The sequence below is a fragment of the Amycolatopsis azurea DSM 43854 genome, from assembly GCF_001995215.1.
GTDB classification, from domain to species: domain Bacteria; phylum Actinomycetota; class Actinomycetes; order Mycobacteriales; family Pseudonocardiaceae; genus Amycolatopsis; species Amycolatopsis azurea.
This window is the reverse complement of sequence record NZ_MUXN01000024.1, coordinates 62,075-75,032: the sequence shown is the minus strand read 5'-3', so window position 1 is coordinate 75,032 and position 12,958 is coordinate 62,075. Positions and strand designations below refer to the sequence as shown.

The window sequence follows — 12,958 nt, the reverse complement described above, 5'->3', positions numbered from 1 at the left end:
CTGACTCCGATGGGTCTCGCGGGATCAGATGCGGTCCGCGGCGATGAGCAGGTAGTGGAAGCTGCCTTCGCGATAGGCGTCGAGGAAGGGCTTCTCGACCCCGGTCGCCACCGACGACTTCGTCCGCAGCTCCCAGTACGGGATCGTGTCCGCCGTCAGGTCCACCACCGAGATCGGCACCAGGCCGTTGGCCGTCATCGCCTTGAAGTACTCACTGCGCGGATGGATGTTGCAGGTGTAGTGCTGGTCGATCTGCGCGACGGCCTTCGACCGGCCGCCGGTCACGTCGTTGTAGCACCCGGTGATGGTGACGTACCGGCCGCCGAACTCCAGCTGCCGCGCGTGCTCGGCGAAAAGCTCGTGGAGGTCCACGTACATGGTGCTTTCGTTGTTCCAGATCGCCTTGCGCAACCCGGTTTCGAAGCCCGTGTCGAGCATGTTGCGGAAGTGGTAGCGCACCTTGTCGCCGACGCCTCGGATGTCCGCCTGGTGGTTGGCGAACTCGACCTGCTTCTCCGAGATCGAGATCCCGTCGACGTGGCAGCCGAACCGCGCGTTCGCCATGATGCTGGACCCGCCGCGTCCGCAGCCGGCGTCGAGAAGCCAGTCGTCCGGTTTGACGTCACCGAGGTGGTCGAGCAGGACGTCCGCCTGCGCCGTCTCCAGGCGGTGCATTTCGGCGATGATCCGCTCGTCGCGGGTCTCCTCGGGCCCCTCCAGCACGGACCAGTCGACCTCGCCGACCCCGTAGTGGTGGTGATACAGCCCGTCGACATCGCCCAGCCGCAGGTTGACCGGGTCCTTCTCCTCGTTCCAGTACGACGCCACCGACTTCTGGTATTCGGTGCGCAGAACCTTGGCGGGAGCGGGAGTGCGGGCGATGGTCACGTGTGTGGTCCTTTCTGGAGCCTTGGTGTTCGTTGTCGTTGAGGGGCGAGGAGTCAACGCGCGACCTCGACGTTCTCGAGAACGCCGAGCGCGTCGGGCACGAGCACGGCGGCCGAGTAGTAGGTGCTGACCAGATAGCTGGCGACGGCCTGATCGGAGATGCCGTCGAAGCGCACGTTCAGGCCCGGCTCGTACTCGTCGGGCAGGCCGGTCTGATGCAGCCCGATCACACCGTTGTCCTCCACACCGGTCCGCATGGCGAGGATGGAGGTCGTCCCGCTTTCGGTGACCGGGATCTTGTCGCAGGGCAGGAGCGGGACCCCGCGCCACGCGGCGACCACCTTGCCGTCGACCGTGGTCCCCTCCGGATAGAGGCTGCGGCGCGTGCATTCCCTGCCGAACGCGGCGATCGCGCGGGGATGGGCGAGGAAGAACTTCGTCTTGCGGCGGCGGCTGACGAGTTCGTCCATGTCGTCGGGTGTCGGCGGGCCGGACCGGGTCTGGAACCGCGATTTCAGATCGGCGTTGTGCAGCAGGCCGAACTCGCGGTTGTTGATCAGGTCGTACTCCTGCCGCTCCCGCAACGCGGCCACGGTCAGCCGGAGCTGCTCGTCGAACTGGTCCATCGGCCCGTTGTAGAGATCGGTCACCCGCGTGTGGACCCGCAGGGCCGTCTGCGCGACGGCCAGGTCGTACTCGCGCGGCGAGATCTCGTAGTCGACGAACGTGCCCGGCAACAGCGGCTCACCGTCGTGACCGGACGACATCCCGATCTCGGACTCGCCCTTGGCGTTCTGCGGCTTACCCTTGTGCGCCAGCATGTCCTGCACGTGACGGCGCATCGCCTCGGACCGGCCGTTGAGGTCGGCGAAGTCGTCGGCGCGCAGGGTCAGCACGATGACCGGGGTGACGGCCTTGACGGTGAACGGCCAGTTCCGGTCGATGCCGGCGAGCATCTCGTCACCGAAGTGATCGCCGTCGGCCATGCCGCCGATGGTGGATTCGGTGCCGTACTCACCCGGTGCCACCTTGGCGACCTTGCCGTGCGCGACCAGGACGACCTCGTCGAGCGGCGAGCCGTGGCTGACGATGGTCTCGCCGGGCTGGTACTCGTGCTGCACGAACCGGTCGGCGAGCGCGGTGAGCGTGTCCTCGTCGTCGAAACCGCGCAGCAGTGCCAACTCCGCGAGTTCCTGCGGGACGACCCGGACCTCGGTGCCGACGTTGGTGAAGCTCACCCGGCCATCGCCGATGGCGTAGGTCAGGCGCCGGTTGACCCGGTAGGTGCCACCGATCGCCTCGACCCAGGGCAGCATCTTCAGCAGCCAGCGCGGCGTGATGCTCTGCATCTGCGGCCGCGTTTTGGTGGTCGTCGCCAGGTTCCGCGCGGCGGCGGGGCCGAGACTGAGCCGCCGGTCGGCCTCCGGCGTAGCGGCGGTCATCCTTCGCGGCCGAGTTCGGCGGCTTCGAGGACGGCCAGCGCGTCCGGTACGAGCACGGCGGCGGAGTAGTACGTGCTGACGAGGTACGAGATGATGGCCTGCTCCGAAATCCCCATGAAGCGGACGTTCAGCCCGGGCTCGTACTCGTCCGGCAGGCCGATCTGGCGCAGGCCCACCACACCCTGGTTCTGCTCGCCGGTGCGCATCAGCAGCACGGAACTGGTGCTGGTCTGGCTCACCGGGATCTTGTTGCAGGGCAGGATCGGGACCCCGCGCCACGACGGCACCTTGTGCCCGCCGAGATCGGCGCCGGTCGGGTAGATGCCGCGTTTGCTGCACTCACGGCTGAACGCGGCGATCGTGCGCGGATGCGCGAGGAAGAAGCCGGGCTCCTTCCAGACCAGGGCGAGTAGGTCGTCGAAGTCGTCCGGGGTGGGCGGACCGGTGCGCGTCGCGATGCGTTGGGTGAAGTCGGCGTTGTGGAGCAGGCCGAAGTCCGTGTTGTTGATCATTTCGTGCTCTTGCCGCTCGCGCAGCGCCTCGATGGTCAGGCGGAGCTGCTGCTCGGTCTGGTCCATCGGCTGGTTGTAGAGATCGGACACTCGGCTGTGGACCCGCAGCACGGTCTGGGCGACGCTCAGTTCGTATTCCCGCGGCGAGGTCTCGTAGTCGACGAACGTGCCCGGCAGCAGCGGCTCACCGTCGTGGCCGGAGGAGATGTCGATCTCGGCCTCACCGAAATCGTTGGAACGCCCGGAGTCCTGCGACGACTGCGCGATCTGCGCCTGGAGCGATTCGGACTGTTCCAGTACGTGCTCGAAGGCCTGGCGGGTCAGGGTGAGCACGGTGCAGGCGGTGGCCGCCTTCGCGGTGAACTCCCAGATGCCGTCGTCGTCGACGAGGGCCTGCGCGCCGAAGTAGTCGCCGTCCTTGACCACGCCGAGCGCGGTCTCGTCACCGTAATGGCCGGGGCCGGTCTTGGTGATCTTGCCGTGCGCGATGAGGAAGACCCGGTCGGCCCGGTGCCCGAATTCGACGAGGACGTCACCGGCCGCCACTTCCTGCTGTTCGAAGCGACGCGCGAGTTCGTCGAGTACCTCTTCGTCGTCGTAACCCTTCAGCGGTTTCAGTTCCCCGAGTTCCGCCGGGATCACGGTCACTTCGGTGCCCGCTTTCGAGAACGTCACCCGGCCGTCGCCGACCGCGTAATTGAGCCGCCGGTTGACCCGATAGGCGCCGCCGTTGACCTGGACCCAATCGAGCATCTTCAGCAGCCAGCGGGATGAAATGCCCTGCATCTGCGGGACGGATTTGGTCGTGGTCGCCAGGTTGCGCGCGGCGGCCCGGCCCAAGCTCAGCTGCGGGTTGTCCGACCCCTGGACACCTTCGGCGGAAGTGCCCGATTCGGTCACGGTCACAGCAAGGTCCACCCTTCGATAGTCACGTGAACAAACAAGATCCACCAACCGTGGCGTGCCGGTCATGCCCCGATGTGCGGCCCCACGGGGATCAACATAGCAAGGTGTTTTCGCCGCACAAGCGCACTATCAGGTAATACGAAAAGGCCACCCGAATGCCGAATTTCCCATTCCCCAAGAGGGCATTCACCGCAATTACTCGATGCTTTAATACCCGCACACAAGTGGTCCAGCGATTGTTCTGAGGTGTTACGCCGGACCACGCCGGGATTCCCCGCCGTACCCGGGATGCGGCCGTTGGAGTGGGCACATCGGACTCTTTCGGGTCACTCCGGCGTCCGTGTTCGACGTCGGCTTGACGGACAGCGACGAAACAGAGGGTCGCGTCCGGACACTCCGTCGTGTCAGTCGTCCCAGGTGACCAATCCGTACTTGTACGCCCGGATCACCGCCTGCACCCGGGTCGCGACGCCGAACTTGGCCAGGATCCGTTCGACGTGGACTTTCACCGTGCCGGCGGCGATGCCGAACTCTCGGGCGATTTCGGCGTTGGCGAGGCCGCGGGCGAGCCCACCCAGCACCTCCACCTCCCGCGGGGTGAGGGGAGGCAGGTCCGGTGGCACCCGGCGCGGTGACACGCGGGCGAACCGGGTCACCAGGCGCCGGGTCACCTGCGGGTCGATCAGGCCCTGACCGGCATCGGCGAGACGTACCGCTTCGACGAACAGTTCGGGCGCACTGTTCTTGAGGACGAAGCCGACCGCTCCGGCCTGCAATGCGCCGAACAGGTAGTCGTCCAGGTCGAAGGTGGTCACCGCGACGACGGCGGGCTCCGGCTCGAGCTCACGCAGCCGCCGGATGGCGCCGATCCCGTCCATTCCGGGCATGCGGATGTCGGTCAGCACCACATCGGGCCGCCGGAACCGGGCGAGGGCGACCAGTTCGGCGCCGTCCGCCGCCGCGCCGATCACCTCGATGTCCGGCTCGCACGACAGCAGCAGTCGCAGGCCGTCCCTGGCCGCGGCCTGGTCGTCGGCGATGAGCAACCTGATCACGAGGCGCCTCCGTTCAGCGGGATCGTCGCCCGGACCCGCCATCCCCGGGCTTCGCGCGGGCCTGCGTCCAGCGCGCCACCGAGCAGCGCCGCCCGTTCTCGCATTCCGCGAATCCCGTTGCCCTCGACCGGGTTCCCGGCCCGCTTGCCGTCGTCGTCGACCGTCACCAGCAGTTCCCCGCCCCTCACGGCGATCACGATCTCGGCCCGGCTCGCCGAAGCGTGGCGGGCGGCATTGCCGAGTGCTTCCTGGACGATCCGGTACGCGGCTGCCTGCACGGGTACCGGCAGGTCCTCGTCCCCGAGGTCCCGCCTGAGTTTCATGGTCAGCACGCCGTCCATCCAGGCGACCAGTTCGTCCACTTCGGACAGTCCAGGTGCACTGTCCTCCCGGAGTGTGTCCACGAGCGCTCTCACCTGTTCGAGCGCGTCCTCCGCCAACCCGGCGACGGTGGCGAGCGTTTCCTCGCTGTCCGTGCCCGCCTTCCGGCCGCCCAGGGCCCGCAGCCGGATGGCGCTGAGCTGGTGGCCGACGAGGTCGTGTACCTCCCTGGCCACCCGGTTCCGTTCGCGTTCCCGCACCCGGCCCGCCTCCGATTCGACGAGCAGGCGCAGGGCCTCCGCCCGGTCCGCTTGCGACCGCCACACGTAGCCGAGGCTGACCGGCAGTACCGCGAGCGCCGCGGAGGTGAGGAGGTCCGAGGGCACGATCGTGCCCACTCGCAGCATGGCCGCCGCGAGCATCCAGGCCACGGCCACGGCGGCGAGCAGAACGCGGTGACGGCGCAGGTGACAGGCGGCGGAGAACACCGCGATCATCGCCGGCCACGGGGGCACGGTCAGGCCGATCGCGAGCGAGCCGAGGGTCACCGCGCCGACGACGGCCACCGACGTGACGGGGAATCGGCGGCGCCGGAGCAGCGGCAGACAGGCCGCGACCGTCAAGGACACCGTGGCCGTCGACAGCGGTCTGCCATCGACCAACGGCGACCCCAGAGAGACGAGCAGGACGCCCGTCGTGATCAGGATGTCCCGCGTCGGCGCCGAGTACGCCGTCCACCAGGTCGCGCCCGATTTCATCGTTCCCCCTATGCCGGACGGCAGATGCGCCGTCCTCGCTCGTGGTGCCAGCGTGAGGCGGTGATCAAGGGAGGACGGATGACGATTCGGGGGATGTCCGGACGATACCGCGTGGCGATCGTCGCCGTCATACTGGCGGTGACAGCGCAGCCCGCGTCGGCCGCGCCGGAGCCCGCGCTGCGGTGGCGCGACTGCGGCGCGGACACTCAGTGTGCGGTGCTGACCGTCCCGGTGGACTGGGCGGATCCGGCGGGGCCGGTCACCGGCGTCGACGTGGTGCGGGTGCCGTCGAAAGACCCTGCGCGTGGAACCGGCACGGTCGTGGCCAACCTCGGGGCGGGTAACAGCACCGCCGCGATCGTCGGCCCGCGGTCCGCGCCGATCCAGAGCTGGCTCGATCAGCTGACCGAACGCTCAGACGTCGTCGTCTTCGATCCTCGCGGGCTCGGACGGGAAGACCGGCAGACCGTTTGTCCTCGACCACCGGCGCCGATCCTCGGCCTGGTACGACGACAGGACGATGCCGCGTGGACGACACACGCGCGGGAGAACGCCGCGTACGACGCCGGATGCCGACAGGCCGCGGGCCCGGCGTTCGCGGGACTGGACTCCTGGCAGATCGCACACGATCTGGACGCGCTCCGGGCCGCTCTCGGCGAGAAGAAGCTGCGCTACTTCGGTAATTCCTATGGCACCACCTACGGGCAGGCCTATGCGGAACTGTTCGGCGCCCGGCTCGACCGGATGTACCTCGACGGCGTCGCGGACCACACCCGCCCCCGGCTGATCGACTGGCTCGCCGACCACGCACGCGCCCAGGAACTCCAGCTCCTGCGCTTTCGCGACTGGTGCGCGTCCAAGCCGTCCTGCGCGCTGCACGGTGAGGACGCCGCGAAAGCCTGGGACGACCTCCTCTCGGCGTCCGCCGTGACCGGCGACCTCTTCGCTGGCGCGCTCGTCGGCATGAATCCACCGCGATGGCCCGATCTGGCCCGTGCCATCGCCAAGGCGCGGGCAGGGGACGACTCCGACTTCCGCACGGTCCTCGACTATCCGCCCACCGGTCCGACCGGCTCGGTCCAAGCGGCGACGCTGTGCCACGACTTCATGCCGGTGCTGCCCGATCACGCGAGCTTTCTCGAGATCGAGCGCCGCCTGAAGGCCGTCGCTCCACGGTTCGGCTGGATCGAAGGACGCTACGAGGTCGGGCGTTGCCTGGGTATCCCGGGTGAGCCCGCCTATCCCCCGCACCCGCTCTCGGCGTCGGGTACGCCCCCGGTCCTGGTGACGATCGGCGAACTCGACAACAACACCGGCCACCTCGGGGCCGCTCACGTCGCCCGGCAGTTCCCGCGGGCACGATCGGTTCGGCACGGCGACGGCCACGCCGCCTACCTGCTGGGCAATGCGTGCCTGCGCGCTCTCGGCAACGCGTATCTGCTCGACGGTGTCCTGCCCCCGGACGGCACGTTCTGTCCCGCGGAGCTGGCGCCTTGAGTATTGTTCACTCGTCACTGTACTGTTCTGCGGGTGCTGACATGTGAGACTCAGGGTGCCGCGCTCTCCCGGCTGGGGCGCGCCCTGGCCGACCCGAACCGGTGCCGCATCCTGGTCGCCCTGCTCGACGGCGTGAGCTACCCGGGCCAGCTGGCCGGGCAACTCGGCTTGAGCCGCTCCAATGTGTCGAATCACCTCGCCTGTCTGCGGGGCTGCGGCCTGGTCGTGGCCACCTACGAAGGCAGGCAGGTCCGCTACGCGCTGGCAGACGCGCATCTGGCCCGCGCTCTGCGGGAACTGGTCCAGGTCGTGCTCGCGGTCGACACCGCCGAGCCCTGTGTGGACGATGCCGTCGTCGAGGTGCGCCGATGAGCGTCGAGAGTGTTTCCTGCGCGGACGGTTGCTGCGCCACGAAGCCCGTAGAGTCCACTGTGGACGCAGATCGCCGCGCCGTGCTGTCACGCCGGGTCCGGCTCCTGGTCGCCGCGACGATCACCTACAACGTCGTCGAGGCGGTCGTCGCCATCTCCGCGGGCACCGTCGCCTCCTCGACCGCGCTGATCGGCTTCGGCCTGGACTCGGTCATCGAAGTCGCGTCCGCCGCGGCCGTCGCCTGGCAGTTCTCCGGCAAGGATCCCGAAGCCCGTGAGCGCACCGCGCTGAAGGTCATCGCGGTGTCCTTCTTCGCGCTGGCCGCTTATGTCACCGTCGAATCGATCCGCACCCTGTTCGGCGCCGACCCCGCCGAGCATTCCACCGTCGGCATCGTGCTGGCGGCGGTCTCGCTGCTCGTGATGCCTTTCCTGTCCCACGCCCAGCGTCGCGCAGGACGCGAGCTCGGCTCCGCGAGCGCCGTCGCCGATTCGAAGCAGACCTTGCTCTGCACCTATCTTTCCGGTGTGCTGCTGGTCGGGTTGCTGCTCAACAGCCTCTTCGGCTGGTACTGGGCGGATCCGCTGGTCGCGCTCGTCATCGCCGCCGTCGCGATCAAGGAAGGCCGCGAAGCCTGGCGCGGCGAGCACTGCTGCTGAAAGGACCGCCATGACCCGGACAGCGCGCTGGAACCGGTACTGGGACAGCAAATCCCGGAACTACGACCGGGAGATGCAGTTCCTCGACCGGAAGCTCTTCGGCGATTCCCGGGCGTGGGCGTGCGGTCAGGCCACCGGCGAAGTCCTCGAGGTCGCCGTCGGGACCGGCCTGAACCTGCCGCTCTATCCTGACGGCGTCACGCTCACCGGCATCGACCTCAGTGACGGCATGCTCGCCATCGCCCGCGACCGCGCCGAACGCCTCGGTCATCCGGTGACGCTGAAACAGGCCGACGCGCACGACCTGCCCTTCGAGGCCGATTCGTTCGACACCGTGGTCTGCACCCTCGGGCTCTGCGCCATCCCCGACGACGGCAAGGCGTTGCGGGAAATGGCGCGGGTCCTCCGCCCCGGCGGCAGGCTCATCCTGCTCGACCACATCGCGAGTTCGTCACGTGTGGTCCGCGGCCTGCAATGGCTCACCGAAAAGGTCACCGTGCCGATGGCGGGCGAACACTTCCTCCGGCGCCCGCTCGGCAAGATCGGCGACCTCGGCCTGACCGTGGAACGCCGGGAACGGTTCAAACTCGGTCTGGTGGAACGGCTCGTCGCCCGTAAATGAACAGGGGTCAGGCGGCTTCCCAGGCCGCCTCGATCATCCGGAAGATCTCGTTCACCGCGGCCTCCGGATCGGCCGCCTCACGACCGAGCGAATAGGCGTCGATCACGAACCGCGCGATCGTGCGGCAAGCCGTCGCGGACCGCGCCAGATCGGGATCGGCGGCGATGGCCGTCGCCAGCGATTCCGCGTGGCGCAACCGCATCGAGTCCTCGTAGTCCCGCAGCGCGGGCGATTCGTCGATCATGCGGAAGATCGGCGCCGAGCCGTCCGCCGTGCAGTGCCGCACCATCGCGTGGATCTCACGACGCAGCGCGGGGATGAGCGGCTCGTGCGGAGCCCTTTCGGTGACCGCCCGTGTGAGCCCTTGCTCGAAGTCCGCGTCCTGCTCGAACACCAAGGCCTCTTTCGAGCCGAAATGGGAAAAGAGCGTGGTGACGGCGACGTCTGCCTCCGCGGCGACCTCGCGGATGCCCACCTCGTCGTACCCGCGCTCCAGGAAGAGCCGCAGGGCGGTGTCGGCGATCTTCTGGCGCGTCGCGGCCTTCTTGCGCTCGCGACGTCCCGGCGGTGCGGTCATGCGACGACGCTATCAGATCCAAAACAACAACGGTTCCAAAATACTAACCGTTAGTGCTACGGTCGGTCGTATGAAGAAAGTGATCTTTACCGAGTTCGGCGGTCCGGAAGTCCTCCAGCTGGTCGACGCCGAAGATCCCCACGCGGGACCGGGTCAGGTGCGCATCGCGGTGCGAGCGGCGGGCGTGAACCCGGTCGACTGGCGGATCCGCGAGGGCCAGGTCCTGGGCGCCCATCCGACCGTGTTGCCGTCGGGGGTGGGTCTGGACACCGCCGGGATCGTGGACGAGGTCGGCGAGGGCGTCACCGGTGTCGAGGTCGGGGACTCGGTGTTCGGCGAGGGTTCGGATACCTACGCGGAGTTCGCCGTGTTGTCGGCGTGGGCCAGGATGCCCGAAGGCCTGTCGTTCGAAGAGGCGGCCGGATACCCGTCCGTGGTCGAGACCGCGCTGCGCGTCATCCGCGAAGTCGGCGTGCGGCCCGGCGAGACACTGCTGGTCAGCGGTGCGTCCGGCGGGGTCGGATCGGCGGTGCTCCAGATCGCGCGCGAACGCGGCATCACGGTGATCGGCACCGCCGGCGCCTCAAACCAGGACTACCTGCGCGAACTGGGCGCGGTCGCCACGACCTACGGCGAGGGCTGGGTGGAGCGGGTCCGGCGGCTCGGCCGGGTCGACGCGGCTCTCGACCTGGCCGGGTCCGGCGTGCTCGAAGAGCTGGTCGAGCTGACCGGGGACCCGGCCAAGGTGATCACCATCGCCGACCTCGGCGCCCCCGAGTTCGGCGTCCGCTTCTCCGGCGTCGCAGGGAGTGTGCCGGACGCGCTGGCCGAGGCCATCGACCTCATCTCGCGGGGCAAGCTGCACATCCCGGTCGAGAAGTCCTACTCGCTCACCGACGCGGCCGCGGCGCACGCCGACAGCCACGCCGGGCACACCCGCGGGCGCCGGGTCATCGTCGTCTGAGCGGGGTCAGGCGGTGGCGGCAGGAAGGATCACGACGCCGTCGTCGTCGGAGTAGAGAGTGTCGCCGGGAGTGAAGGTCACTCCCCCGAAACCGACCGGGACGTCGACAGCGCCGACGCCCGCCTTGGAACTCTTGCGCGGGTTGGTGCCGAGCGCCTTCACGCCGAGCGGGAGTCCGGCGAGCTCGGCGCTGTCGCGCACGGCGCCGTGGACGACCACGCCCGCCCAGCAGTTGTCGACGGCGGATTTCGCGATCATGTCGCCGGTGAGCGCGCTGTGCAGCGAGCCACCGCCGTCGACCACCAGGACACTGCCTTCACCAGGTGTGTTCAGCAGCTTCTTGACCAGGCCGTTGTCCTCGTGACAGGAGACCGTCCGAATCGGACCCGAGAACTTCCGGTGCCCGCCGAACTGGCGGAACTGGGTGTCGCAGACGCGCAGCCGGTCGCCGTGTTCGTCGACGAGGTCGGCGGTGGTGAAGGAATCGATCACGGCGCCTGAGTGTAGGTGCCGATCAGCCGGTTTCGCCCCTGCTCGATGAGATCCGCCACACGCCGGGCGTCCCGGATCGCCCGCAGTTCCAGCGCCGGCGGCGCCCAGGCGCCGCGAAGCTCTTCGTTCTTCATCTTGAAGCGGCGCCAATGGCTTCCGTAGGTGATCGTGCCGACACCCGTCTCGTCGACCTTGACCGAGGGTGCGAACTGGAGGTACTGGAACCAGACCCAGCGGAACTCCGCGGCGTTCGGCCAGTTCGCGACGAACACGATCCGCTGGGTGGTGACCAGGTACGAGAGGACGGTCTCCCGCGACCGCCGGTCGGTCAAGCGCTGATGGAGAAAAATCAGGCTGCCGATCAACAAGCCGACGAACGGGGCCCAGACCGGCAAGTCTCCCCAATAGACCATCAGCAGGACGAACGCCACGACCACCTCGATCATCTGCGTGTGCTCCGGAAACCACTTTCGCGGGCGCTTTGGCGCTCCGGTCCACAGCACTTCTTCGCCCTCTTGCAACGGATACGTGTGCATCGAACCCCTCCCAGGATCTTCACCGGGAGTACGTCCGCCCTGCCCCTTACGTTGCCTCGGGCGGGAACACGGTTTCCAGCACGTGGGTGAGAATGGCGACGGGATCCGACGCCGGGGCGACCGTCTGACGCAGCGCGAGCCCGATCCCCAGTGCGCCCAGCATGACGACGACCTGATCCAGGGGCAACGCGGGTTCGAGACCCAAACGCCGGGAATGCCTGGAGAGCAGAGCCGCCACTTCGTCGTCGTGACGTCGCTGGATGGCGGCGACCAGGGTGGCGGTCTCCGGCTGCTGCGCCGTCGCGGCGAGCACCTCCGCGGCCGCCGCACTCCATTTCGCCGCGTCCTTGTCCGCCACATCGACGGGGTTCAGCGCCGCGATCACGTCGTCACGCGTGGCGGCACGGGCGAGCGCTTCACGCAGCCCCTGGAGATGACCGTCCGCGTCGGACCCGACGATCGCGAGCCACAGCCCTTCCTTGCCGCCGAAGTGTTTGTAGACGGCGCCTCGCGTGTAACCGGCGTTGACCGCGATCTCCTCGACCGTCGCCGCCAGGAAACCGCGCCGCAGGAAGACCTGGCGCCCGGCGTCCAGCAGGTGGTCATGGGTGCGCTGCTGCTGCTCGGCCCGCGTCAGCCTGGTCATCGTCCACCAATTCAGTAACAGGATGTTTCTGGAAACACGACGTTACTGTATCGTCGGGCGCATGGAGTTCCTGGCCCCCGCGGCTGCATTCCTCAGTCTCCCCCTCTTCCTGGCCGCGTTCGCGTGGTACGCCATGCGAGCCCGTGCTCGCGGCGTGAGCCAATCCCTGCTGGCGCCGATCGAGGAGATCTGGGACCCGATCTCGCACAAGACCAACATCGAGATCCAGATCGAGGCCGAACGCAGTCCGGAGACGCCCTCCCCTGGCGATCCGCCCGAACTTATTGGGAGGTAAGGCAAATATGGCGCGATCGGGTCTCTTGTCGGGCAGGCTTTCTCCGTCGGCTTCAGGGCAGGGTCTTCCAAGTGCAGCCTGAACTGGTCCGCGGGAGCCGATCGCGACCCTGACTGCCCACAGGGGACTCTCCTTCCCGTTGAGGTGCCCGTTTTAGGCGCTTTACGAAGGGATCGTGAGTGATAAACAGCGTTCTATTGAGCAGAAAGGCGAAGGTGTCCTGTCGGGTGTCAAGTCCGTGAAGGCCTCCTTGAGGGACTCTGGGTCCCTCAAGGAGGCCTTCACGGACCGGCGTTCGGCAGTGGTCAGCGGGGTGAGGGGGGACTTTCCCCTCATCGCGCGAGCGGAAAGTCCCCTTCACCCCGGGGCATCCGTCCTCGTGGGCGGCGGAGTACCCGAAGCGTTGCGAAAGCCAC

At 68.1% G+C, this 12,958-nt stretch carries 15 protein-coding genes; 6 read left to right on the top strand and 9 right to left on the bottom strand.

Annotated elements, in window-relative coordinates; all coding sequences use genetic code 11:
- Positions 1-24 precede the first annotated feature (24 nt).
- From B0293_RS30560 to B0293_RS30540, 5 genes are all read right to left on the bottom strand, one after another.
- A complete protein-coding gene (locus B0293_RS30560; RefSeq protein WP_005159830.1) occupies positions 25-888 on the bottom strand; it encodes a geranyl diphosphate 2-C-methyltransferase in 864 nt (287 codons plus the stop codon).
- Positions 889-941: 53 nt separating this feature from the next.
- Positions 942-2,330 carry a family 2B encapsulin nanocompartment shell protein gene (locus B0293_RS30555; protein WP_039918729.1) on the bottom strand — a complete coding sequence of 463 codons (1,389 nt, stop codon included), beginning with the start codon at positions 2,328-2,330 and terminating at the stop codon, positions 942-944.
- Positions 2,327-3,748: a family 2B encapsulin nanocompartment shell protein gene (locus tag B0293_RS30550; protein WP_005159827.1), complete on the bottom strand. Its 1,422-nt coding sequence runs from the start codon at positions 3,746-3,748 to the stop codon at positions 2,327-2,329. The genes B0293_RS30555 and B0293_RS30550 overlap by 4 nt, the downstream gene beginning before the upstream one ends.
- 404 nt (positions 3,749-4,152) lie before the next feature.
- Positions 4,153-4,803 carry a response regulator gene (locus B0293_RS30545; RefSeq protein ID WP_005159824.1) on the bottom strand — a complete coding sequence of 217 codons (651 nt, stop codon included), beginning with the start codon at positions 4,801-4,803 and terminating at the stop codon, positions 4,153-4,155.
- A complete protein-coding gene (locus B0293_RS30540; RefSeq protein ID WP_005159820.1) occupies positions 4,800-5,882 on the bottom strand; it encodes a sensor histidine kinase in 1,083 nt (360 codons plus the stop codon). The genes B0293_RS30545 and B0293_RS30540 overlap by 4 nt, the downstream gene beginning before the upstream one ends.
- A 78-nt stretch (positions 5,883-5,960) precedes the next feature.
- On the opposite strand from B0293_RS30540, the gene B0293_RS30535 reads away from it, so the two are divergent.
- Genes B0293_RS30535 through B0293_RS30520 form a run of 4 tightly spaced genes read left to right on the top strand, consistent with a single transcriptional unit; the run spans position 5,961 to position 9,032 of the window.
- Positions 5,961-7,379: an alpha/beta fold hydrolase gene (locus B0293_RS30535; protein WP_158081887.1), complete on the top strand. Its 1,419-nt coding sequence runs from the start codon at positions 5,961-5,963 to the stop codon at positions 7,377-7,379.
- Positions 7,380-7,412: 33 nt separating this feature from the next.
- The gene (cmtR, locus tag B0293_RS30530; RefSeq protein WP_005159818.1) at positions 7,413-7,751 is read left to right on the top strand and encodes a Cd(II)/Pb(II)-sensing metalloregulatory transcriptional regulator CmtR; all 339 of its coding nucleotides are present in this window, start codon (positions 7,413-7,415) and stop codon (positions 7,749-7,751) included.
- Positions 7,748-8,410 carry a cation transporter gene (locus tag B0293_RS30525; RefSeq protein WP_005159817.1) on the top strand — a complete coding sequence of 221 codons (663 nt, stop codon included), beginning with the start codon at positions 7,748-7,750 and terminating at the stop codon, positions 8,408-8,410. The genes cmtR and B0293_RS30525 overlap by 4 nt, the downstream gene beginning before the upstream one ends.
- Before the next feature lie 10 nt (positions 8,411-8,420).
- Positions 8,421-9,032 (top strand): class I SAM-dependent methyltransferase, encoded by a 612-nt coding sequence (locus B0293_RS30520; RefSeq protein ID WP_005159815.1) that lies wholly within the window; start codon positions 8,421-8,423, stop codon positions 9,030-9,032.
- A 7-nt stretch (positions 9,033-9,039) separates the two neighbouring features.
- Here the strand turns inward: B0293_RS30520 and B0293_RS30515 are convergent, their stop codons facing one another.
- Entirely contained in the window at positions 9,040-9,609 is a 570-nt protein-coding gene (locus B0293_RS30515; protein WP_005159813.1) for a TetR/AcrR family transcriptional regulator, read from the bottom strand.
- Between the two features lie 70 nt (positions 9,610-9,679).
- On the opposite strand from B0293_RS30515, the gene B0293_RS30510 reads away from it, so the two are divergent.
- Complete coding sequence (locus B0293_RS30510; RefSeq protein ID WP_039918722.1) at positions 9,680-10,573, top strand: NADP-dependent oxidoreductase; 894 nt, start codon at positions 9,680-9,682, stop codon at positions 10,571-10,573.
- Between the two features lie 6 nt (positions 10,574-10,579).
- Here B0293_RS30510 and rraA read toward each other — a convergent pair whose 3' ends face one another.
- The 3 genes from rraA to B0293_RS30495 form a co-directional block, all read right to left on the bottom strand.
- Positions 10,580-11,065, bottom strand: coding sequence for a ribonuclease E activity regulator RraA (rraA, locus tag B0293_RS30505; RefSeq protein ID WP_005159804.1), 486 nt, complete (start codon positions 11,063-11,065; stop codon positions 10,580-10,582).
- The gene (locus B0293_RS30500; RefSeq protein WP_005159803.1) at positions 11,062-11,511 is read right to left on the bottom strand and encodes a hypothetical protein; all 450 of its coding nucleotides are present in this window, start codon (positions 11,509-11,511) and stop codon (positions 11,062-11,064) included. The genes rraA and B0293_RS30500 overlap by 4 nt, the downstream gene beginning before the upstream one ends.
- A gap of 136 nt (positions 11,512-11,647) precedes the next feature.
- Complete coding sequence (locus tag B0293_RS30495; protein ID WP_005159802.1) at positions 11,648-12,247, bottom strand: TetR/AcrR family transcriptional regulator; 600 nt, start codon at positions 12,245-12,247, stop codon at positions 11,648-11,650.
- 61 nt (positions 12,248-12,308) lie between these two features.
- Between B0293_RS30495 and B0293_RS30490 the strand changes: the two genes are divergently transcribed.
- Positions 12,309-12,542: a hypothetical protein gene (locus B0293_RS30490; protein ID WP_039918717.1), complete on the top strand. Its 234-nt coding sequence runs from the start codon at positions 12,309-12,311 to the stop codon at positions 12,540-12,542.
- The last annotated feature ends 416 nt before the right edge of the window (positions 12,543-12,958 follow it).